At 73.6% G+C, this 21,582-nt stretch carries 13 protein-coding genes; 6 read left to right on the top strand and 7 right to left on the bottom strand.

Annotated features, from left to right (window positions below; all coding sequences use genetic code 11):
• Nucleotides 1-5 precede the first annotated feature (5 nt).
• A complete protein-coding gene (locus tag AB0B97_RS15900; RefSeq protein ID WP_357494182.1) occupies nucleotides 6-2,378 on the bottom strand; it encodes an EAL domain-containing protein in 2,373 nt (790 codons plus the stop codon).
• A 111-nt stretch (nucleotides 2,379-2,489) separates the two neighbouring features.
• Between AB0B97_RS15900 and ilvD the strand changes: the two genes are divergently transcribed.
• Nucleotides 2,490-4,337 carry a dihydroxy-acid dehydratase gene (ilvD, locus tag AB0B97_RS15895; RefSeq protein WP_234581299.1) on the top strand — a complete coding sequence of 616 codons (1,848 nt, stop codon included), beginning with the start codon at nucleotides 2,490-2,492 and terminating at the stop codon, nucleotides 4,335-4,337.
• A gap of 66 nt (nucleotides 4,338-4,403) precedes the next feature.
• Here the strand turns inward: ilvD and AB0B97_RS15890 are convergent, their stop codons facing one another.
• The 3 genes from AB0B97_RS15890 to AB0B97_RS15880 all read right to left on the bottom strand — a co-directional run bounded on the left by AB0B97_RS15890 (nucleotide 4,404) and on the right by AB0B97_RS15880 (nucleotide 9,053).
• Nucleotides 4,404-6,083, bottom strand: a complete 1,680-nt coding sequence (locus tag AB0B97_RS15890; RefSeq protein ID WP_357494180.1) for a SulP family inorganic anion transporter — start codon at nucleotides 6,081-6,083, stop codon at nucleotides 4,404-4,406.
• On the bottom strand, nucleotides 6,080-6,418 hold the full coding sequence (locus tag AB0B97_RS15885; RefSeq protein WP_357494178.1) for a metalloregulator ArsR/SmtB family transcription factor: 339 nt from the start codon (nucleotides 6,416-6,418) through the stop codon (nucleotides 6,080-6,082). Before AB0B97_RS15885 ends, AB0B97_RS15890 begins: the two co-directional genes overlap by 4 nt.
• Before the next feature lie 184 nt (nucleotides 6,419-6,602).
• Entirely contained in the window at nucleotides 6,603-9,053 is a 2,451-nt protein-coding gene (locus AB0B97_RS15880) for a glycoside hydrolase family 2 protein (protein WP_357494176.1), read from the bottom strand.
• A gap of 135 nt (nucleotides 9,054-9,188) precedes the next feature.
• Between AB0B97_RS15880 and AB0B97_RS15875 the strand changes: the two genes are divergently transcribed.
• Nucleotides 9,189-10,208, top strand: a complete 1,020-nt coding sequence (locus AB0B97_RS15875) for a LacI family DNA-binding transcriptional regulator (protein ID WP_234581306.1) — start codon at nucleotides 9,189-9,191, stop codon at nucleotides 10,206-10,208.
• A gap of 14 nt (nucleotides 10,209-10,222) precedes the next feature.
• On the opposite strand, the gene AB0B97_RS15870 is transcribed toward AB0B97_RS15875, so the two are convergent.
• Nucleotides 10,223-12,682: a GGDEF domain-containing phosphodiesterase gene (locus tag AB0B97_RS15870; protein ID WP_357494174.1), complete on the bottom strand. Its 2,460-nt coding sequence runs from the start codon at nucleotides 12,680-12,682 to the stop codon at nucleotides 10,223-10,225.
• 215 nt (nucleotides 12,683-12,897) lie between these two features.
• Here AB0B97_RS15870 and AB0B97_RS15865 point away from each other — a divergent pair, with 215 nt between their 5' ends.
• Nucleotides 12,898-13,290 carry a PH domain-containing protein gene (locus tag AB0B97_RS15865; protein WP_357494172.1) on the top strand — a complete coding sequence of 131 codons (393 nt, stop codon included), beginning with the start codon at nucleotides 12,898-12,900 and terminating at the stop codon, nucleotides 13,288-13,290.
• A 25-nt stretch (nucleotides 13,291-13,315) separates the two neighbouring features.
• Here the strand turns inward: AB0B97_RS15865 and AB0B97_RS15860 are convergent, their stop codons facing one another.
• Complete coding sequence (locus AB0B97_RS15860; protein ID WP_357494170.1) at nucleotides 13,316-14,242, bottom strand: 2-hydroxyacid dehydrogenase; 927 nt, start codon at nucleotides 14,240-14,242, stop codon at nucleotides 13,316-13,318.
• Between the two features lie 186 nt (nucleotides 14,243-14,428).
• On the opposite strand from AB0B97_RS15860, the gene AB0B97_RS15855 reads away from it, so the two are divergent.
• From AB0B97_RS15855 to AB0B97_RS15845, 3 genes are all read left to right on the top strand, one after another.
• Nucleotides 14,429-16,246 (top strand): SpoIIE family protein phosphatase, encoded by a 1,818-nt coding sequence (locus tag AB0B97_RS15855; protein ID WP_357494168.1) that lies wholly within the window; start codon nucleotides 14,429-14,431, stop codon nucleotides 16,244-16,246.
• A 71-nt stretch (nucleotides 16,247-16,317) separates the two neighbouring features.
• Complete coding sequence (locus tag AB0B97_RS15850) at nucleotides 16,318-17,490, top strand: PQQ-dependent sugar dehydrogenase (protein WP_357494166.1); 1,173 nt, start codon at nucleotides 16,318-16,320, stop codon at nucleotides 17,488-17,490.
• 61 nt (nucleotides 17,491-17,551) lie between these two features.
• Nucleotides 17,552-19,123: a metallophosphoesterase gene (locus AB0B97_RS15845; protein ID WP_234581315.1), complete on the top strand. Its 1,572-nt coding sequence runs from the start codon at nucleotides 17,552-17,554 to the stop codon at nucleotides 19,121-19,123.
• A 26-nt stretch (nucleotides 19,124-19,149) separates the two neighbouring features.
• On the opposite strand, the gene AB0B97_RS15840 is transcribed toward AB0B97_RS15845, so the two are convergent.
• Entirely contained in the window at nucleotides 19,150-21,507 is a 2,358-nt protein-coding gene (locus AB0B97_RS15840) for a pyruvate dehydrogenase (protein ID WP_357494164.1), read from the bottom strand.
• Between the last annotated feature and the right edge of the window lie 75 nt (nucleotides 21,508-21,582).

Here is a 21,582-nt window from a genome sequence, read left to right as displayed (position 1 = left end):
TGCGGCTAAGCCTGACGCATCTCACGCGATGAGTCAACTGATCCCACATGTTGGTTAACGGAGGGCGGCGAGTCGGCCGACGCCGCGCCGTCACCAGACGGCATGACCTGCCCGGACCCGCCGGACACCCGGCGCGGAGCGGGCAGCGGAGCGGGCCGCGCACCCGGCGAGGTGGCCGCCTCCAGCATCGCCTCCAGGTGCTCGGCCGGCACTCCCCAGCCGAACAGCGCGCCCTGCCCGAACCGGCAGCCCGCGGCGACCACCGCGGCCAGCTCGGTAGGCGTGGTGACCCCCTCGGCGATGACCTCCAGACCCAACTGGTGGCCCAGCCGCATCACGATGTCGACCATGGGCGCGAACGCCGGACCGTCCTGGCCCACCGGGCGGACCGGCTCGTGCTCGGCCACCAGGCTGTGGTCGATCTTCAGGATGTCGATCGGCAGCCGGCGCAGCTGCCCCAGGGACGAGTAGCCGGCGCCGAAGTCGTCCAGCGCGATCCGTACGCCGGTCAGCCGCAGCGCGGTCAGCCGCCGGATCAGCTCGTCCAGGTCGGTGGCGACCGCGTGCTCGGTGACCTCCAGCACCAGCCGCTGCGGGGGCACGTGGTGGGCGCGCAGGGCCTCGGCGACCTGGACCACGTACTCCGGGGCGTGCAGCTCGCGCGGCGAGACGTTCACCGAGACCCAGACGTCGTGCCCGTCGCTCAGCCAACGGGAGAGCTGGTAGCAGGCCTGGTGCAGCACCCAGGCGCCGAGCGTGGCGATCATCCCGCACTCCTCGGCGAGCGGGATGAACTCGTCCGGGCGGATGTTGCCCAGCTCGGGGTGGTGCCAGCGCAACAGCGCCTCGGCGCCGACCGGCCGCACCGACGGCAGCGACGCCACCGGCTGGAAGGCCAACCGCAGCTCGTCGCGCTCGATCGCGCCCCGCAGCTCGTGCTCCAGCGTGGTGCGGCGGCGCAGCAACTGGTCGTACGCGGCGTCGTAACGCTCGATCCGGTTCTTGCCCCGCTGCTTGGCGTAGCGCAGCGCCAGGTCGGCGTGGCGCAGCAGCAGCTCCACGTCGGGTTCGCCGGCCCACCCGGCCACGCCGATGCTCACGGACAGAAAGACCGGGCCTTCCGGCTGGTCGTACGGCCGGTTGAGCACGCCGAGCAGCCGCTCGGCCACCCGGTCCGCCTCGGTGGGCGGGGCCGGCATGAGCACGGCGAACTCGTCGCCGCCGAGCCGGGCCGCCACGTCACCCGGGCGCAGGTTGCCGCGCAGCCGGCGGCCCACCTCGGCCAACACGGCGTCGCCCACGTCGTGGCCGCGCATGTCGTTGACGTTCTTGAAACCGTCCAGATCCAGACCGAGCAGCACGCACGGGGTGCCCGCCGCCGCGCCGTCGTGCAGCGCGCGCAGCAGCCCCCGCCGGTTGGCCAGCGACGTCAGCGGGTCGGTGTGCGCCAGCTCGCGGAAGTGCGCCTCCCGCTCGGCCAGCCGGCCGGCGTAGTCCCGGACGTCCTTGAGGGTGAGGTACTGCCGGGCCACCAGGGCGAAGCCCTCGACACTGCCGGCGACGATGGCGGGCGCCGTGAACCGCCCGTCCTGCAGGAGGTGGTACATCGCCGAGGCCGCCATGGCCAGCATCGGGGCGATGGCGTACTCGCCGTCGCGACCGATCAGGTCCAGCTCGACGTGCCCGGGCCGGTCGGCCTGGTGGACGGCGAGCGCGGTGGTCAGCAGGCCGGCCGCCAGCACCGCGGCGCCGGCGAGCGCCATGGTCGGCCCTGCCTGGCAGAGCCCGGCGCTGAGGCCCAGCCCGCCGCAGCTCACCGCGCTGATCCCGGCCGTGAGCACGGCCAGCCGCTGACGCGGGGCGGCCGCCCGGAAGACGACGATCACGGCGAGGCCGGCGCCGAGCGCAGCGCTCACCGTCGCCACCAGGATCGCCGGGCAGGCCATCGGCGTGGCGGCGCCGAGCAGCCGGGTCGGCTCGGAGAAGAGCACCCAGCCGACGAACCACAGCGCCGCCGCCATGGTCAGACCGTCCAGGGCGAGCCGGGCGGTCCCCGCGGCGGTGGCCGCGACCCCCGGCAGCCGGAGCAGCCCGGCCGCGAAGGCCAGCCCGCTCACCGCCGTGCCAATCGCCGCCACGGTGGCCCAGCCGGTGCGCTGACTCTGCTCGTGGGCCCAGTGCTCGTTGGTGGAGAGCACGGCCACCAGACCGACCAACAGACTGGCCAGGGACGTCCCGGCGGCGGCCGCGAGCAGCAGGTGCGCCGGCCGGCGCGGCCCGCTGCGCCTCCGCGCGACAATGGTCAGCAGCACGGTGGCCGCGGCTGCGACCAGACCGCTCAACGCCGCGACGGCGACCATGCCCGGGGGGAGATGCACGCCATCAAGAGTGCCGGATGAGCGCACGCCGTGGGAGACCGGATGTGCATCTGTTGGGACACGGCGGATACACCGGATGCCTGACGCGGCGGCGGTGTCATGCTGGTACGCATGCCTGAGCTGCGATCGAGGACTTCCACACACGGTCGGACGATGGCCGGCGCCCGGGCCCTCTGGCGGGCCACCGGGATGACCGACGACGATTTCGGAAAGCCGATCGTCGCCATCGCGAACAGTTTCACCCAGTTCGTGCCGGGTCACGTCCACCTGAAGGACATGGGCGGTCTGGTCGCCGACGCGGTGGCCGAGGCCGGCGGCGTCGGGCGGGAGTTCAACACGATCGCTGTCGACGACGGCATCGCGATGGGCCACGGCGGCATGCTCTACTCCCTGCCCAGCCGGGAGTTGATCGCCGACGCGGTGGAGTACATGGTCAACGCGCACTGCGCGGACGCCCTGGTCTGCATCTCGAACTGCGACAAGATCACCCCAGGCATGCTGCTGGCGGCGCTGCGCCTCAACATCCCGACCGTCTTCGTCTCCGGCGGCCCGATGGAGGCCGGCAAGACGACGGCGATCGAGGGCGTCGTGCACAGCAAGATCGACCTGATCGACGCGATGATCGCGTCGTCGAACGAGGCGGTCACCGACGACCAGCTCGGCGAGATCGAACGCTCCGCCTGCCCCACCTGCGGCTCCTGCTCCGGGATGTTCACCGCCAACTCGATGAACTGCCTCACCGAGGCGATCGGGCTCGCCCTGCCCGGCAACGGTTCGACGCTGGCCACCCACGCCGCGCGCCGGTCGCTCTTCGTCGAGGCCGGCCGCACCGTCGTGGACATCGCCAAGCGGTGGTACGACGGCGACGACGACTCGGTGCTCCCCCGTACGGTCGCCTCCAAGGCCGCCTTCGAGAACGCGGTCGCCCTGGACGTGGCGATGGGCGGCTCCACCAACACCGTGCTGCACCTGCTGGCCGCCGCCCGCGAGGCGGAGCTGGACTTCGGTGTCGCCGACATCGACGCCATCTCCCGGCGGGTCCCGTGCCTGGCCAAGGTCGCCCCGAACTCCCCGAAGTACCACATGGAGGACGTGCACCGGGCCGGTGGCATCCCGGCGATCCTCGGCGAGCTGGACCGGGCCGGGCAGCTCAACCGGAACGTGCACGCCGTGCACTCCCCGTCGCTGGCGCAGTGGCTCTCCGACTGGGACGTGCGCGGCGGCTCGCCGACGCCGACGGCTGTCGAGCTGTTCCACGCGGCACCGGGAGGGGTCCGCACCGTCGAGCCCTTCTCCACCACCAACCGCTGGTCGACGCTCGACACCGACGCGGCCGAGGGCTGCATCCGCGACCGCGAGCACGCGTACTCCGCGGACGGCGGCCTCGCCATCCTGCACGGCAACCTGGCCCCGGAGGGCTGCGTCGTGAAGACCGCAGGCGTGCCGGACGACTGTCTGACCTTCCGCGGCCCGGCGAAGGTCTACGAGTCGCAGGACGACGCGGTGACCGCGATCCTCGCCAAGGAGGTCGTCGCCGGCGACGTCGTGGTGATCCGCTACGAGGGCCCCAAGGGTGGCCCCGGCATGCAGGAGATGCTCTACCCCACCTCGTTCCTCAAGGGTCGCGGGCTGGGCCGCTCCTGCGCGCTGCTCACCGACGGCCGCTTCTCCGGCGGCACGTCCGGCCTCTCCATCGGGCACGCCTCCCCCGAGGCCGCCTCCGGCGGGCTGATCGCCCTGGTCCGCGAGGGCGACGAGATCGTCATCGACATCCCGGGCCGGTCCATCGAGCTGAACGTGCCCGCCGACGAGCTGGAGGCGCGACGGGTGGCCGAGGAGAAGCGCGACAAGCCGTACACCCCCGTGGACCGGCAGCGGCCGGTGTCGGCGGCGCTGCGCGCGTACGCCTCGATGGCCACCTCGGCCAGCGACGGCGCCTACCGCCGCGTCCCGGAGTAGACAACAGGCCGCGACCACGCGACGTCGGCGATATCGGGGCATCCCGTCGACCCGGATGCCCCGATATCAGCCGGTCGGGCCGATCGCCACGGAGAGCGCGGCCGCACGGGCGTGCCGGATCGCGGCCGGCGTGTCGGTGAAGACCAGCCCTTCGCGGCGCAGCTCGTCAGCCACCCCCAGGGTGGTGAGCACCTGGTCGTGGGCGGGTGTGATGCCGGAGAGCAGGACGGCGATGCCGCGTCCGCGCAGCCGTCGGATCGCGTCACCGAGGACGTGCGCGCCGGTGGCGTCCATGGTGGTCACGCGGGACATCCGGAGGATGACCACGCGAACGTCGGCGACCTCGGAGAGTTCGAGCAGGAAGGTGTGGGCCGCGGCGAAGAAGAGCGGCCCGTCCAGCCGGTACGCGACGATGTGTTCGGTGAGCAGCGCGTACTCCTCGTCGCTGTGTTCACCGGGGTCGAGGGGCACCTGTTCCAGCCGGGCGCTGCGGGCTACCGCGCGCAGGGCCAGCACCACGGCGACGCCGACGCCGACCGCCACGGCGGTGACGAGGTCCCAGATCACCGTGACGGCGAAGGTGAGTACCAGCACTATCGCGTCGCCCCGGGTGGCGCGGGCCAGCGCCCACAACGAACCAGCCTCCACCATGCGGACCGTGGTGGCCAGCAGGACCCCGGCCAGGGCGGCGAGCGGGATCCGGCCGACCAACGGCGCGGCGGCCAGCACGATGGCGGCGAGGGCGACGGCGTGGGTGAGGGCCGCCAGCTTCGAGGCCGCCCCGGCGCGGACGTTGACCGCCGTACGGGCGATGGCGGCGGTCGCCGGAATGCCGCCGAAGAGCGGGGCGGCGAGGTTGGCCAGCCCCTGACCGAAGAGTTCCCGGTCCGGGTCGTGCCGCTCGCCGACGGTCATGCCGTCGGCGACGGTGGCGGAGAGCAGGCTCTCCAGGGCGGCGAGCGCGGCGACGGCGAGCGCGCTGGGCAGCAGCACGCCGAGCGCGCCGAGGTCGAGGAAGCCGAGTGAGGGCGCTGGTAGGCCCTGCGGCAGCGCACCGATCCGGACCAGGTCGAGCGGCGCGACCTCGACGAGGACGGTGGCGGCCGCCACGCCGAGCAGGGAGAATGGCAGGCCGGGCCGCCACCGGGCGCCCAGCAGCATCAGCGCCGCGACGGCGAGGGCCACCGCGAGCGCCGCCGGCCGCGGGTGTACGACGAAACGGGCTACCGCGTCGGCGGCGACGGCCCAGACCTTCTCCCCGTGCGCGTCGGTGACGCCGAGCGCGGCGGGCACCTGTTGCAGGGCGATGACCACGGCGATGCCGGCGGTGAAGCCCTCCAGCACCGGGGTGGGCAGGTAGCGGACGTACCGGCCCAGGCGGGCCACGGCGAGCGCGATCAGCACCAGGCCGGCCATCGCCCCGACCATGAGCACGCCGGTGGCTCCGAACTGCTGCACCACCGGCACCAGCACCACGGTCATCGCCCCGGTCGGCCCGGAGACCTGGAGGTTGGAGCCGCCGAAGACGGCGGCCACCGCGCCGGCGATCACGGCGGTGATCAGACCGGCCTGGGCGCCGAGCCCCGAGGTGACGCCGAACGCCAACGCCAGTGGCAGCGCCACCACCGCCACGGTGAGCCCGGCCAGCAGGTCGCGGCGCGGTGAACGGTGGACGGCCGCCCAGTCGGCCCGGCCGGGCAGCAGCCCGAGGATCCGCTCACGGGTCGCCCGGATGGCGACGCTCACCGGTCGCCGCTCGTGGCGCGCAACTCGTCGAGGAGGGAGTCCCGGTCGGTCAGGACCGAGCCGAGGATGCGTCGACCGGCGGCCAGCAGGTCGGCGACGTCGGGGGTGCTGAGCTCGTACATGACGAGAGGGCCGTCGCGGTGTGAGGTGACCATTCCGGCCCGCCGCAGCACGGCGAGCTGCTGGGAGAGATTCGATGCCTCGACCTCGATCATGGCGAGCAGGTCGCGGACCGGTTTCGGGCCGTCCTGGAGCAGCTCCAGCACCCGGATGCGCACCGGATGCCCGAGGGTGCGAAAGAGCTCGGCCTTCGCCTGGTACAGCGGCACCGACATGAACACCCCTCCCCGGTCGACACGAAGACTTTATCACTTGAAGAAATCTTCAACTAGCGGCCAAGGCGGTGGCCGGACGGCACACGCGCCGACGAGCGTCATACCTGTGAGTCATAGATATGACTGACAGGTATGACGCTTACCACCGCACCAGCCTCCGGGCCGGTCGGCCGGTAACGGTCTCCTAGCTCCGCTCGATGTCGTTTACGCAGCGCAGCACCGGCCGACGGGTCAGAGCCGCCCCGTCCAGTGACGCGCCCGCGCTCACCGTGAACGTCGTCGACTCGCCGGGCAGCAGGGTGACCAGGGCGCTGTCCACTGTGGCTAAGGCGTCCAGCCGATCCGGGAAGAGGGTCAGGTCGCGCAGCACCGTGCGCGCCGTCACCCGGACCCGCTGACCGCCCTCGACCGGCTCGACAGTCGCGTCCCACGCCGCCGCCGGCCAGTCGACGTCCCGGTCCTCGGCGAAGAACCACAGCGCCCGCTCCACGGCGTCGCCAGCCTCCGCGACCAGCAGCTCACGGCGGCTCTCGTCCGGCCGCGCCAGCTCCGCCGGCAGCGACAGCACCACCGAGGAGTACGCCGGGACGTCGAGGTCGACCGAGGTCTTCGCCCTCGGCTCCCCGGCGAGGGTGGTGCGGGTGACCGTGGCCGGCGCGGTCCATGCCTCGGCTGTCTCGTTCACCGCCACCAGGGCCAGCCCACCGTCGCGGGGCTGCACTGTCAACAGCCGGTCGGCGTACGCGTGGCGCAGCGCGTACCACAGGGGTTTGCGGCGACCGTCGCCGTCGACGGCCGACCAGGAGGTGACCGGCCAGCAGTCGTTGAGCTGCCAGACGATCGTGCCGGCGCAGACGTCGCGGTGGGAGCGGAAGTGCTCCACCCCGAGCTGGATGGCCCGCGCCTGGTTGAGCTGCGTCAGGTAGTGCCAGTCGTCGAAGTCGGCCGGGGCGGGCAGGTGCGCGTCCAGGCCCCGCTGGAGCTTGGCGTCGCCGTTGGCGGCCTTCTGGTGGTGCGCCATCCCGGGTGAGTCATGCGCGAGCGGCTCGTCGGAGATCGACCGGCGCAGCGTCGCGTACGCCGGTGGGGCCTGGTAGCCGAACTCGGCGACGAAGCGCGGGACGTACTCCCGGTATTTCGTGTAGTCGTCGGTGTTCCACACGTCCCAGATGTGGGTGGTGCCGTGCGCCGGGTCGTTGGGGTGGACGGCGTCGGTGCCCGACCAGGGGCTGCCCGGCCAGTACGGGCGGGTCGGGTCCAGTTCGCCGACGATGCGGGGCAGGACGTCGAGGTAGTAGCCCCGGCCCCAGGTGCGGCCGGCGAGGGGTTCCTGCCAGTCCCAGTCGTGCCAGCCCCAGATGTTCTCGTTGTTGCCGGTCCACAGGACCAGCGACGGGTGCGGCGTCAGCCGGGTCACCTGCTCGGCGGCCTCGGCGGCGACCTCGCTGGCGAACGGCTCCTCCTCGGGGTACGCGGCGCAGGCGAAGAGGAAGTCCTGCTGGACGAGCAGACCGCGTTCGTCGGCGAGCTCGTAGAAGTCCTCCGACTCGTACCGGCCGCCGCCCCAGACGCGCAGCAGGTTGACGTTGGCCCCGATCGCCTGGTCGAACCGCCCGGCCAGCCGATCGCGCGTGATCCGGGTGGGGAACGCGTCGTCGGGGATCCAGTTGACGCCCCGGACGAAGACCGGAACGTCGTTGACCGACAGCACGAACGGGGTGCCGTGTTCGTCGGGGGTGGTGTCCAGCCGCACCGAGCGGAAGCCGATCCGCCGCGACCAGCCGTCCAGGGTGTCCCCGTCGGGCGCGTGCAGGGTCACCTCCAGCAGGTGACGGCTCTGTTCGCCGTACCCTCGTGGCCACCACAGCGCGGGCTCGCGGACGGTGAGGGTCAGCACGGCCGTGCGCTGCCCGGCCGGAACGACCACCTCGGCATGGGCGTCGGCGACTGTGGCGCGGACGGTCAGCGGGACGTCCGCGACCCGCTCGACCTCGACGTGCACGTCGACCCGGCCGTCGCCGCCGCCGAGGGTGACCAGCGGGCGGACGCCTGCCAGCCGGGCCGTTGACCAGGCGTGCAGGGCGATGTCCTGCCAGATGCCGGCGGTCACCAGCGTCGGCCCCCAGTCCCAGCCGAAGTTGCAGGCCATCTTGCGGACGAACTGGAAGGGCTCCGGATACGCGTTGGGGCGGTCGCCGAGGCGGTCGCGCTGCGCCTCGGCGTAGCGGTAGGCCGATCCGAACGCGACGGCCAGGTCGTTGTCGCCGTCGCGCAGCGACGAGGAGACGTCGAACCGGTGGCCGCGGTGCATGTTCTCGGTACGGCCGACCTCGACCCCGTTGACGCTGATGGTGGCGACGGTGTCCAGGCCGGCGCAGACCAGGTCGACCCGGTCGTGGTCGCCGGCCGGAGCCCCGAAGGTCGTCCGGTAGTGCCAGTCGGTACGCCCGATCCAGGCCAGGGACAGCTCGTTGTCGTCGAGGTATGGATCGGCGATCAGTCCGGCGTCGAGCAGGTCGGTGTGCACGCACCCGGGGACGGTCGCCGGCACGGACCGACCGGCGATCTCCGCCGGCACCTGCGCTCCGGGTGCCGCCCGCAGGGTCCAGCCGTCGTGGAGTGCCTGTCGACTCAAGACTTCACCGCACCTTCGTGACCTTCGTGGTCGAGAGAACGTGGACTGAACCGGATAAGCTCAGCCACCGTACGATTCGACTTCCGGGCTGTCAAAGACCGGTTGACGAGCCCCGAGCGGTAGAGGAGCACGCCGGTGAAGCGGCCGACAATCGCCGACGTCGCCCGTCGCGCGGGCGTGTCCAAGGGTGCCGTGTCGTACGCGCTGAACGGGCAGCCCGGGGTCTCGGCGGCCACCCGGGCACGCATTCTCGCCATCGCTACCGAGATCGGGTTCAGCCCGAGCAGCGCCGCGCGGGCGCTCTCCGCCGCCACCGCCGGCGCCGTCGGCCTGGCCCTGTGCCGGCCCGCCCGGACGCTGGGCGTCGAGCCGTTCTTCATGGCGCTGATCAGTGGCGTGGAGGCCGAACTCTCGGCCCGCTCGTACGCGCTGACCCTCCAGGTGGTGGCCGACCACGACGCCGAGATCGCGGTGTACCGGCGCTGGTGGGGCGAGCGCCGGGTGGACGGGGTGCTCGTCTGCGACCTGCGCACCGACGACCGCCGCATCGCCGCCCTGCAACAGCTCCAACTGCCGGCCGTGGTGATCGGCGGGCCCGGCGGCACCGGCGAGCTGGCCAGCCTCTGGTCCGACGACGCGGTCGCGCTGACCGAGGCGGTGGAGTACCTGGTGGCGCTCGGGCACCGCCGCATCGCCCGGGTCGGCGGCCTGCCCGACCTGCGCCACACCGAGATCCGTACCGACGCCTTCGCGGCGGTGTGCCAGCGCCTCGGCCTGACCGAGGCGGTCACCGTCTTCTCCGACTACACAGGTGAGGAGGGTGGCCGGGTCACCCGCCGACTGCTCAGCTCCGCCGCGCGGCCCACGGCGGTCATCTACGACAACGACGTGATGGCCGTCGCCGGGCTCTCGGTCGCCCAGGAGATGGGCCTCACCGTGCCGGACGACCTGTCCATCGTGGCGTGGGACGACTCGCCCCTGTGCCGGCTGGTGCACCCACCCCTGACGGCACTGGGCCGCGACATCCCGGCGTACGGCGCGCACGCCGCCCGCCACCTGCTGGCCGTCATCGGGGGGCAGCCGGCGACGCGCGTGCAGGACGAGAGCCCGCAGCTGACCCCGCGCGGCAGCACCGCACCGCCGCGCGACAAGTGAACCGGTTCAGTGCCTCAGCGGGACGCCGAGGGGAACTCCTCGAAGTACGCCTCGACCCGCTCGGCGGTGGCCGGACGGGCCAGCGCGAAGCCCTGCCCGTAGCGGCAGCCGGCCCGACGCGCCCCCTCGACCTGGGCCGGTGACTCCAACTCCTCGGCGACGATCTCCACACCCAACCGCTCGCCCACGCTGACCACCACGTCGATCAACGGCGGCTGGCCCGCCGGCTGTGCCCCCACCAGCTCGGGGCCCACCTTCAGCAGGTCGATCGGCAGGCGGCGCAGCTGCGCCAGTGACGCGTGCTCGGCCCGGAAGTCGTCGAGCGCGGTGCGGACACCCAGCGACCGGAGCCCCGCCAGCCGGGCCACCACTGTCGACAGGTCGGCGCCGATCTGCGGCTCGGCCACCTCCACCACCAACCGCTCCGGCGACACCCCGTACGCGGCCAGCACCGCGGCGGTGCGCTGCACGAAGTCGGGAATGGTCAACTCCCGGGTGGTCACGTTGATCGCCATCCACAGCTCACGGGGGCCCGCCGACCAGTCGGCCAACTGTCGGCAGGCCCGGTCCAGCACCCACCATTCGAACTCACCGACCAGATCCAGATCCTCGGCGACCGGCAGCAACTCGGCCGGAAGCACCGTGCCCAGCACCGGGCTGCGCCAGCGCAGAAGCGCCTCGGCGCCCACCGGCTGCCGGTCGGTCAGGTCGAGCACCGGCTGGTAGACCAGGTCCAGCTCCCCCCGCGCCACCGCGCCGGGCAGCTCACGTTCCAGGTCGAGCCGGCGCACCAACTGCTCCTCCAGGAACGCGTCGTACCACTCGACCCGGTCCCGGCCGAGCTGCACCGCACGCCGCCGGGCCAGCTCGGCCTGACGGAGCACGTCGGCAGGCCCCGCCCCACCGACCTCGGCCAGCCCGATGCTCGCCTGCACGCGCAGCACCGACCCGGCCGGTTGGTAGGGCGGAGTCAGCGCGGTCAGCAGCCGGGTGCCCAGCGCGTACGCCAGCACCGGCCCGGCGGGGGTGACCACCGCGAAGCCGGTGCCGGTGCAGCCGGTCACCAGGTCGTCGGGCCCGACGACCGCGCGAGCCCGCCGGACCGCCTCGGCCAGCACGTCCTCCCGCGCGACCAGGCCGAGCCCGTCCACGCCGTGCAGCTCCACCAGCAGCAGCGCGCCGGTCGGCGCGGGCACGTCGCCGATGGCGGCGAGGGCGTCCAGCAGCGCCGCCCGGTCCCCGGCCGAACCGGACCGGTGGTCGAACGTCGACCAGGCGACACCCACGTCGGGCCACGCCTCGTCGACGCCGCTCGTCGCGGCGGCACCACCGTTCATCGCGGCGGCACCACCGTCGGAAAGCCAGGCGCCGTCGACGCCGGCGGTCGCGCCCGGCTCGGACGACCACGGCGTGGCGTCGGGGCTCAGGTCGTGCGTGGACGCGCCCTCGGTCGTACCCGGCCAGGGCGGTTGCGCCGCCCGATGCTGTCGGACCGTGCGATCGGGGCGTCGGCGGTGTGCGGCGGGCCGCCCTCCGGCGCCCGCGTCGCCGGCGCGCAGCAGCTCACGCAGGACCAGTGGTGGGACCGCCGCCAGGGCGAGCAGCACACTCGTCCGGTCCGGAGTGCGGCCGGATCCCAGGTGCAGCCCCGCCGCGAGCAGCAGCACCGACGCCGGGAGCACCACCCGTGGCCAGGTCACGGCGAGCGGCCCGGTCACCGGCTGCGCGCTGGCCGTCGCCACCGCGGACCTCGCGCCCAGCGCGGTCAGCAGCATCCCGAGCACCAGCGGCGGCACCGCGAGCAGCGCCGCCCGGCCCGTCGGCGCGGGTGGCAGGACCGTCAGCAGCGCCAGCCCGACCAGGGTGAGCAGGACGCCGCCCCGGCAGATCGCGTCGCCCGAGCGCCGAGAAGACCCGGTGAACGTGTGAAGCGCGGCCATGCCCAGCACTCCGAGCGCCAGCGCCGCCACCAGTCGGGCCGGCGCCGGCAGAGTGTCGGGGGGCAGCAGCAACCAGCCGGCGAGGGTCAGACCGACAGTCGGGCCGGTCGCCTCGACCAGCCCTCGCAGCCGCGCCGTGCGCGGCGGCCGGACGGGGAGCCGACGCAGCCCGGCCACGGACAGGACCGCCACGGTCAGCGATCCGAGCAGCGCGGCAGCGCGGTGCCCGGCGTCGACCAGCGGCAACGCGGCGGCCACGCAGCCGGCCGCCACCACCGCCGCGTCGAGCAGCACAGCTGCCGTCCGCCACGAGGGGTCGGTGGACGGCGGGTCGCCGGATCGGTGGCCGGCGAGCCGGGAGAGTCGTACGCCGGCGAGCGTGGCGCCCGCGCCGCCGGACAGCGCGATCACCACCGGGGTCGGGACCAGATCGGCGGCCCCGGCGAGGACGAGCAGCGCCACGGCCGTGGACACGGCGACCTCCGGGGCCGCCCGGCGGGGGACGAGAACACGGAACGGGTACGCGAGGAGCACGGCGGTCGCCTTCGTGAGGGGGCACGGGGCGGTGCGGCGGTGCGAGGCGGCGGACGTTGCGGGTCCGCTGCCCAACAGTGGGAAACGACCGGCGACCAGATTGGTTACGCGTCGATCACCGGCGCGAAGCAGTGACCTGTGTCACTGTACGGCTTCCGGGCCCCGTGGCGCCGCCCGCCGCGACCCGCGCCGACCAGGGGTGGGATCATCGCGGGGTGAGTACGCCCGACACGGTCCGCTTCCGCTACAACCAAGCCGTCCTGGCCGCCGCCGTCATCGCCTTCGTCGGCGCCCTGCCGCTGGCCAACGCCCGGGCGTACCTGCTGCCGGTGCTGCTCGTCCCCCTCGCCGTCGGCGTGTGGGCCTGGCGGGCCGGCACCGACGCCGACGCCCGGGAACTGCGCCTGCGGGCGCTGTTCGGGCAACGTCGGATCGGCTGGGACCGGGTCGTCGAGCTGGCCACCGACGCGCGCGGGCGTGCCGTCGCCCGCCTCGACGACGGCCAGCAGGTCCTCCTACCGGCAGTCCGCGGCACCGACCTGCCCCGACTGGTCTCGGCCACCGGCCAGACGCTGCCGGACGGGACCGCTGAAACACCCGGCCCGTGAGCCCGACCCCTGCCGCGCGGCCCGATCAGTAGCCGTCGACCACCGTGTTGATCAGCGGCTGACCGGCGGCGAACCGCCGTACCTGGTCGCCGACCAGCCGGTACGCGCGCGGCAGCAGCCCGCGCACCGAGCCCGCCACGTGCGGGGTGAGCAGCACGTTCGGCATCGTCCACAGCGGGGAGTCGGCGGGAAGCGGCTCCGGGTCGGTGACGTCCAGCGCGGCCGAGATCCGACCGGTGGCCAGTTCGGCGACGAGCGCCTCGGTACGGGCCACCGGGCCGCGCGCCGCGTTGACGAGCAGCGCCCCGTCCGGCATCGCCGCCAGGAAGTCCTCGTCGATCAGGCCACGGGTCTGGTCGGTGAGCGGCACCAGCACGACCACCACGTCGGCGTCGGGCAGCAGCCGGGGCAGCTCCGCGACGGCGTGCACGCCCTGCTCGGGCCGGGCCGTCCGGGCGACCAGGGTGAAGCTCACCTCGAACGGCGCCAGCCGGTCCCGCACCGCCGTGCCGATCGAGCCGGCCCCGATGATCAGCACCCGCTTGCCGGTCAGCTCGTCGGTCGGCGCGTTGCCGTCGTACGCCCACCGCCGCTGCGCCTGCGCGCGGGCGAAGGCTCCGAAGGCCCGCAGCTGGGCGAGGATCGCGGTGACCACCCACTCGGCCGTGGACGGGTCGTGCACCCCTCGGGCGTCGCAGAGGGTGACCCCCTCGGGCATCCGGCCGACCCAGGCGTCCGCCCCGGCGGAGAGCAGCTGCACCGCCTCCAGATCGGGGAGTTCGTGCAGCAGCGCGGTCGCGTCCGACCCGCTCAGGAACGGCGGCACCCAGAAACGGACGTCGGCCGGGTCGGACGGCAACCGGTCGGCGTGTTCGGCGACCTCCACAGTCACGTCCGGGGGCAGCTCGCCGACGAGGTTCAGGCCGGCCTGATGCGGGATCCATACCTTCACGTCCGCCGACGATAGCCTCCGGCGCGACGGCCGGTGCGGGCACGGCGGTGATCCGGCGTCCCGGGGGATGGCGCGCGGCGTCGACGCGGGCGAGACTCGGCACACCGATGTTCGGTCCCGGCCCTGACGAGGTATAACCAAGGATCGGAGGGCCGGTCGGCCTCCGCCCCGGCAGACAGGTGCTCGATGACCGACGGCTCCCCCGCCAGCGCGCGACGTTCGACCGCCCCACCCCCGGCGCTCGGCGACGCGGCGCGGCTGCGCGCGCTGGCCGACACCGGTCTGGAGGCCGCACCTGACGAGGCGTTCGACAGGTTCGCCCGACTGGTCAGTGACCTGCTGGAGGTCCCGGTCGCGCTGGTCTCCCTGGTCTCCGCCGACCAACAGTTCTTCCCGGGCGCGGTGGGTCTGCCCGAGCCGTGGTCGCAGCGGCGGCAGACCCCGTTGAGCCACTCGTTCTGCCAGCACGTGGTGGACATCGAGGTGCCGATGGTGTTGCCGGACGCCCGGCTCTACCCCCGCGTACGCGACAACCTGGCCATCGACGACCTCGGCGTCGTCGCGTACGCCGGGATGCCGTTGACCGACCTCTCCGGCCGGGTGCTCGGCTCGCTGTGCGCCATCGACAACAAGCCCCGGGCGTGGACCGCCGGGCAGCTGCGGACGCTCGCCGACCTCGCCGCCGCCTGCTCGTCGGAGCTGCGACTGCGGATCGCGCTCGACGGCGCGCAGGAGGCGCGTCGGCGGGTCGTCCGGGCACACCAGCGGCTGGAGCTGCTGGCCGGTGTGAGCGAGACGCTCGCCGGCACGCTGGACGTGGGCACGTTGCTGCGCCGGCTCGCCGCCACCATGGTGCCGCTGCTCGCCGACTGGTGCCTGCTCACGCTGGTCGGGCCATCGGGACAGCCCCGGGAGGTGGTCGCGGTGCACCGTGATCCGGCCCGGGCGCCGGACGTCGACCGCTTCGCCGAACTGCTGCGTACGGGGCTGAGCCAGGATTCCATCATCCGGGCGGTGCTGCGCACCGGCCAGCCGCGGCTCGGCGGCGTGGCGTCGCTGGACGACGTGGCGCGGGGCACCACCGATCCGGAGATGTCGGCGATCGCCGAGCGGCTGGGCATCGCCTCCTACCTCAGCGTGCCGGTGCGCGCCGTCGGAGGCACCGTGCTGGGCGCGATCACGCTGGTCAACGCCGCCGACCGTCAGCAGTTCGACGACCGCGACCTGCTCACCGCCGTGGACATCGGCCGCCGGGCCGGGCAGTCCGTCGGCAACAGCTCGATGTACGGCGAGCAGCGGCACGTCGCCGAGGTGCTGCAACACAGCATGCTGCCGCGGCTGCCGGTCGTGACGGAGTTGGAGCTGGCGGCCCGCTACCAGCCGGCGGCCGACCGGGTGGAGGTGGGCGGCGACTGGTACGACGCCTTCGTGCAACCCGACGGTGACCTGATCGCGGCGATCGGGGACGTGGCGGGGCACGACATCGAGGCGGCGGCGACCATGGGCCAGCTGCGCAACCTGGTGCGTGGCAACGCGTTCGGCCGGCCGGACGCGGTCGGGGCGTTGATGAGCCACCTGGACAGCGCCATCCGGGGGCTGCGGCTGCCCATCGCGGCCACCGCGACGCTGGTGCGCATCTGTGACCCGCGCTCCGGCGTCCGTGCGGTGACCTGGTGCAACGCCGGGCACCCGCCGGCCCTGGTGGTGCGGGCCGGCGGTGCGGTGGAGGTCCTCGAAGCGACGCCGGAGCCGTTGCTGGGCCTGGCCCGGCCGACGCCGCGGACCAGCCACTCGACAAGCCTGGCCACCGGCGACACGCTGCTGCTCTACACCGACGGGCTGATCGAGCGTCGGGACCGGTCCATCGACGACGGGCTCGCCGAGCTGGTGCACCGGTTGACCGGCACCGACACCGTCCCCCTCGACGACCTGTGTGACCTGCTCCTCGCCTCGATCCAGCACCGCGAGGACGACACGGCGCTGCTGGCCGTGCGGGCCCGCTGAGCGGTCGCGGCACGAGCCGGGGCCCATCCGTCGGGCCCGGCCGGGCCGTCCGGCGGGCTACCCTGGGCCGGGTGAGAGCCCGTCTCCCGTATTCTCGCGTCCGCCGCCTCCGGGTGGTCCTCGCGGCGTCCTGCGCGGCGCTGCTGCTCGCCACGGGTTGCAGCTTCGGCGAGCCGGAGCCCGACCCGGCGGGCGAGCCGCCCAACCTGCCGACCCCGTCGGCGCCGGCGAGCGCCGGCGGCGCGGGCCAGCAGGCGGTGACAACCGTCCTGGCCAAGGGGCTGCGGGTGCCGTGGGCCATCGCGTTCCTGCCCGACGGCGGCGCGCTGGTCACCGAACGGGACAGCGGCCGGATCCTCCAGGTCGGTCCCGAGTCCGGCCCGGACGGGCTGCGGGTGCGGGTCGTGCAGACGATCAGCGACGTGGCGGCGGCGGGCGAGGGTGGCCTGCTCGGCATCGCCGTCTCCCCCGGCTACGCCCGGGACCGGACGGTCTTCGTCTACTACACCGCCGAGCAGGACAACCGGGTCGCCCGCCTGCAACTCGGCGGCCAACCCACAGCGATCCTCACCGGCATCCCGAAGGCGAACGTGCACAACGGTGGCGGGTTGGGCTTCGGCCCGGACGGGCAGCTCTACGTCAGCACGGGTGACGCGGGCGAGCGCCCCAACGCACAGGACACGAAGAGCCTCGGCGGCAAGATCCTGCGGATCACCGCCGACGGCAAGCCCGCGCCGGGCAACCCGTACCCCGGCTCCCCGGTCTGGTCGCTGGGTCACCGCAACGTGCAGGGCTTCGCCTGGGACGACGCCAAGCGGATGTACGCCGTGGAGTTCGGCCAGAACACCTGGGACGAGATCAACCAGATCACCAAGGGCGGCAACTACGGGTGGCCGGACGTCGAGGGGCGGGCCGGCGACAAGCGGTTCACCGACCCGATCACGCAGTGGGCGACGGCCGACGCGTCCTGCTCCGGGCTCGCGGCGACGGACCGGCTGCTGGTCACCGGCTGCCTGCGCGGCAAGCGACTCTGGGTGATGGAGCTGACCGACACCGGCACGCTGCTCGGGCAGCCCAGCGAGCTGCTCACCAACCGGTACGGTCGGCTGCGCGCGGTGGCCGCCGCGCCGGACGGTTCGCTCTGGGTGAGCACCTCCAACCACGACGGGCGGGGTGACCCGGCGGCCGACGACGACCGCCTCCTGCGGGTGGTCTTCGCCGGCGGCGACGGCGGTCGCAGCTGACCTGCGTCACCTTCCGCGCGGGTTTGCCAAGATCTTCCGACGGGCAGGTCAGAATCTCAGCATGGACGGGCAACGCGACGAGCAGCACGACGACGCCGAGGGCCGGGGTGACCCGGTGACCGGTGGCGAGCCGTCGCGCCCGTCGCGCCGGCGGATCGGTAGGCCCGGCGGGCCGGTGCGGCGCACGGGTGTGATCCTCGCGGTGCTCGTGGTGGCCCTGGCCGGCGCCGTGCTCGGGGTGCTGGCCGGTGGGCGGGTGAACACCGACATCGGCCCGTTCCGGGCCAACCTCACCCTCTCCCCGGCCAGCGAGGGCGGGACGACGATCGACGTGCCACCGCTCGGCGCCCTGCTGCTGGACAGCCACAGCGGGCCGACCCACCTCACCGTGCGGCTGGGCGCGCTGGACCAGGGACGCACCGAGGCGCTGCTCGACGACCCGGCGAGCATCAGCCGAGCCAGCCAGAGCGCCGTGGAGGACGTCCGCTCGGGCGTGATGCGGCTGGGCCTGCGGACCCTCGCCTCGGCGGTGCTGGTCACCCTCATCCTGGCCGGGTTGATCTTCCGCGATGTGCGGCGTACCGCCTGGGCGGGCGGATTGGCGCTGCTGGTCACCGCCGGCAGCCTCGGCACGGCCGCGGCGACCCTGCGCCCCCAGGCGATCGAGGAGCCGCGCTACGAGGGCCTGCTGGTCAACGCCCCCGCCATCGTCGGCGACGCACGCCGCATCGCCAACGACTACACCAAGTACGCCGAGCAGCTGCAACGCATCGTCGGCAACGTCAGCCAGCTCTACACGACCGTGTCGGCGCTGCCGGTGCTGGAGCCGGCGCCCGGCACCACCCGGGTCCTGCACGTCTCCGACATGCACCTCAACCCGACCGGCTGGCAGCTGATCCGCACGGTGGTGGAGCAGTTCGGCATCGACGTGGTCATCGACACCGGGGACATCACCGACTGGGGCAGCGAGCCGGAGGCGTCCTTCGTCGGCTCGATCAGCCTGCTCAAGAAGCCGTACGTGTTCATCCGCGGCAACCACGACTCGGGCAAGACCGCCGCGGCGGTGGCCCGCCAGCCGAACGCGATAGTGCTGAACAACTCCACCACCACCGTCGCCGGGCTGACCATCGCCGGTATCGGCGACCCGCGCTTCACCCCGGACAAGAACACCTCACCGGCCGGCAGCGGGCTGACCCAGGAGGTGGCCGACCAGGTGATCGGCGTCGGAACGCAGCTCGCCGCGACGGTGCGCAGCTCGCCCCGGCCGGTCAACATCGCGCTGGTGCACGACCCGGCGTCCGCCGGGCCGCTCGCCGGCACCTGCCCGCTGGTGCTCGCCGGGCACACCCACGCCCGGCAGGTCTCCAAGCTGCCGCAGGCACCCGGCCAGCAGCCCACCACCCTGTTCGTCGAGGGCTCGACCGGCGGGGCCGGGCTGCGCGGGCTGGAGGGTGAGAAGCCGACCCCGCTGTCGATGACAGTGCTCTACTTCGACCCGCAGAAGATGCTCCAGGCGTACGACGACATCACCGTCGGCGGCACCGGCCAGGCCCAGGTCAACCTGGAACGCCACATCGTGCAGGACCCGAACGCCGGCACTCCCGCGTCGGTCACCCCCACCCCGACCCGCTGAGCGCGGGCCGGGGCGGACGGGGCGCGTCAGCGGAGGGCGAGCGCGGCCAGGGCGGCGTTGACGATGCTGCCCGGCATCAGGTCGTGCAGCTCGTACAGGTCGGCCACACTGCCGGACTGGCCGAACTCGTCCACCCCGAGCGGCACCGCCGGGGCGCCGAGCGCCGACCCGAGCCAGGCCATCGCGTGCGACGCCGCGTCGTGCACGGTCACCACCGGCACCCGGTCGGCGAACGCGGACCGCAGGGCGCCCGGCACGCTGGGCACGGTCGCGGTCCGTACGCCCTGACGCAGGGTGCGCTGCCAGGCCCGGTAGAGCCGGTCGAGACTCGTCACGTCGACCACGTGCGCGGCGACGCCCTCCTCGGCCAGCTCCGCGGCGGCGGCCAGCACCTCCGGCAGCACCGCGCCGGAGGCGGCCAGCTGCACCACCGGGGCGTCGGCCAGGTGCGGGTACGCCTGGTGCGCGTCGACCAGCCGGTACGCCCCGGCGACCACCTGGCGGCGCAGCACCGCGTCGCCGAGCCGGGCCCGGGCCGCCTCGAACGGCGCCTGGTCCAGTGGGCGGGTGCTCAGCCGGAAGTAGTACGCCCCGTCCTCGGTCGGCGCTGCGGTCGCGGCCGGGGTCACCCCACCGGCGATCTGCCCGAGCGCGTCGCAGAGCAGCCAGTCGAGGCTGCCCGCGTACGCCGGTTCGAGGAACGTCACCCCGGGCAGTTCCAGGCCGACGGAGGCGGTGATGGTGGACTGGTGTGCGCCGCCCTCGGGGGCGAGGGTGATGCCCGACGGGGTGCCGGCCACCACGAACCGGGAACCGGAGTACGTGCCGTAGAGGAACGCGTCCAGGCCGCGCAGCACGAACGGGTCGTAGACGGTGCCGACCGGCAGCAGCGGCTGCCCCGACAGGTCCCACGACAGGCCGAGCTGACCCAGCAGCAGGAACAGGTTCATCTCCGAGATGCCCAGCTCGATGTGCTGCCCGGACGGGCTCTCGGTCCAGCGCAGCATCCGGTCCTCGGTCCAGGAACGCTGCTCGGTGGGGGCGAACACCCCGGTCTTGTTGATGAACCCGGCAAGATTGGTGGAGGTGGCCACGTCCGGGGCGGTGGTCACCAGGTAGCGGCCGACCTCCCGGTCCCGCGCCAGGTCCACCAGCACCCGACCGAAGACCTCCTGCGTGGAGATCGGCTTGTTGGCGCGTACTCCCGTGCTCTCCGGAACGGTGACCCCCAGCGCGCGCTCGCGCGGCGCGCGGGACAGCGCCTCGCGGCGGGCGCCGGCCTGGATGCCGGCCGGTGACGCCGGGTCGAGGCGGTCCCACTCGGTCTCGGCGGTCAGGCCCTGCGCGGCCCGCAGCGCGTCGACCTGCTCGGTGCTGAGCAGCGCCGAGTGGTTGCGCGGATTGCCGGCGATGGGCAACCCCCAACCCTTCACGGTGTACGCGAAGACGACGCTGGGCCGGTCGGTGACCGCGTCGCACTGGGCGTACGCGTCGAGCATCGCGGACAGGTCGTGCCCACCCAGGTCGGTGACGAGCGGGCGCAGCTCCTCGTCGTCGATGCCCGCCACGAACGCGCCCACCTCGGCCGGCGCACCGTCCAGGAACTGCTTGCGCAGGGCCGGGCCGGTCAACCCGAACAGCGACTGGTACTGCTCGTTGGGCATCGCGTCGATCCAGTCGCGCAGCGCCCCGCCACCCGGCCGGGCGTACGCCTCGGCGAGCCGGCGGCCGTACTTGACCTCCACGACGTGCCAGCCGGCCGCCTCGAACTGACCCCGCCACTGCTTGATCCGGATGCCGGGCACCACCCGGTCCAGCGACTGCCTGTTGAAGTCGACGAGCCACATCACGTTGCCCAGCCCGGTGGTGGCCGGATCGGCGACGGCCTCCCAGATGTTGCCCTCGTCCAGCTCGGCGTCGCCGATCAGCGCCACGAACCGGGAGTGCGGCCGGGCGCCGAAGTGCGCGTCGACGTACCGGCGGGTGGCGGCGGCGAACAGCGGCGCCGCCGCGCCCAGGCCCACCGAGCCGGTGGAGAAGTCGACCTCGTCGGGGTCCTTGGTGCGCGACGGGTACGACTGGAGGCCGCCCCGGGCCCGCAGCCGGGGCAGGTACGAGCGGTCCAGGTTGCCCAGCAGGTACTGGATCGCGTGGAACACCGGCGAGGCGTGCGGCTTGACGGCGACACGGTCCTCGGCGTCCAGGTGCGCGAACCACAGCGCGGTCATCGCCGTGACGAGGGACGCGCTGGACGCCTGGTGGCCGCCGACCTTCACGCCGTCGCCGGTGGCCCGATCGTGGTTGGCGGCGTCCACGATCCGGGTGGCGAGCCAGAGCACCCGCCGCTGGATCTCGTCGAGGACATCGAGGTCGTGCTGGTTCACGGTGGCTCCATCCGGGCGTCGCCGTTGACGCCCACACGAGGGGTGGCGGGGTGCACGACGAACACCGCCGGCGCT

Source organism: Micromonospora sp. NPDC049004, from assembly GCF_040649315.1.
Lineage (GTDB): Bacteria > Actinomycetota > Actinomycetes > Mycobacteriales > Micromonosporaceae > Micromonospora.
The sequence above is the reverse complement of the archived record's forward strand: the minus strand, read 5'-3'. Positions and strand labels throughout refer to the sequence as shown.

Bases quoted from the DNA above. Each gene is read 5' to 3' on its own strand.
- ilvD (WP_234581299.1), top strand. From the start codon at position 2,490: ATGCCTGAGCTGCGATCGAGGACTTCCACACACGGTCGGACGATGGCC.
- AB0B97_RS15845 (WP_234581315.1), top strand. From the start codon at position 17,552: ATGGACGGGCAACGCGACGAGCAGCACGACGACGCCGAGGGCCGGGGT.
- AB0B97_RS15855 (WP_357494168.1), top strand. From the start codon at position 14,429: ATGACCGACGGCTCCCCCGCCAGCGCGCGACGTTCGACCGCCCCACCC.
- AB0B97_RS15885 (WP_357494178.1), bottom strand. From the start codon at position 6,418: ATGTCGGTGCCGCTGTACCAGGCGAAGGCCGAGCTCTTTCGCACCCTC.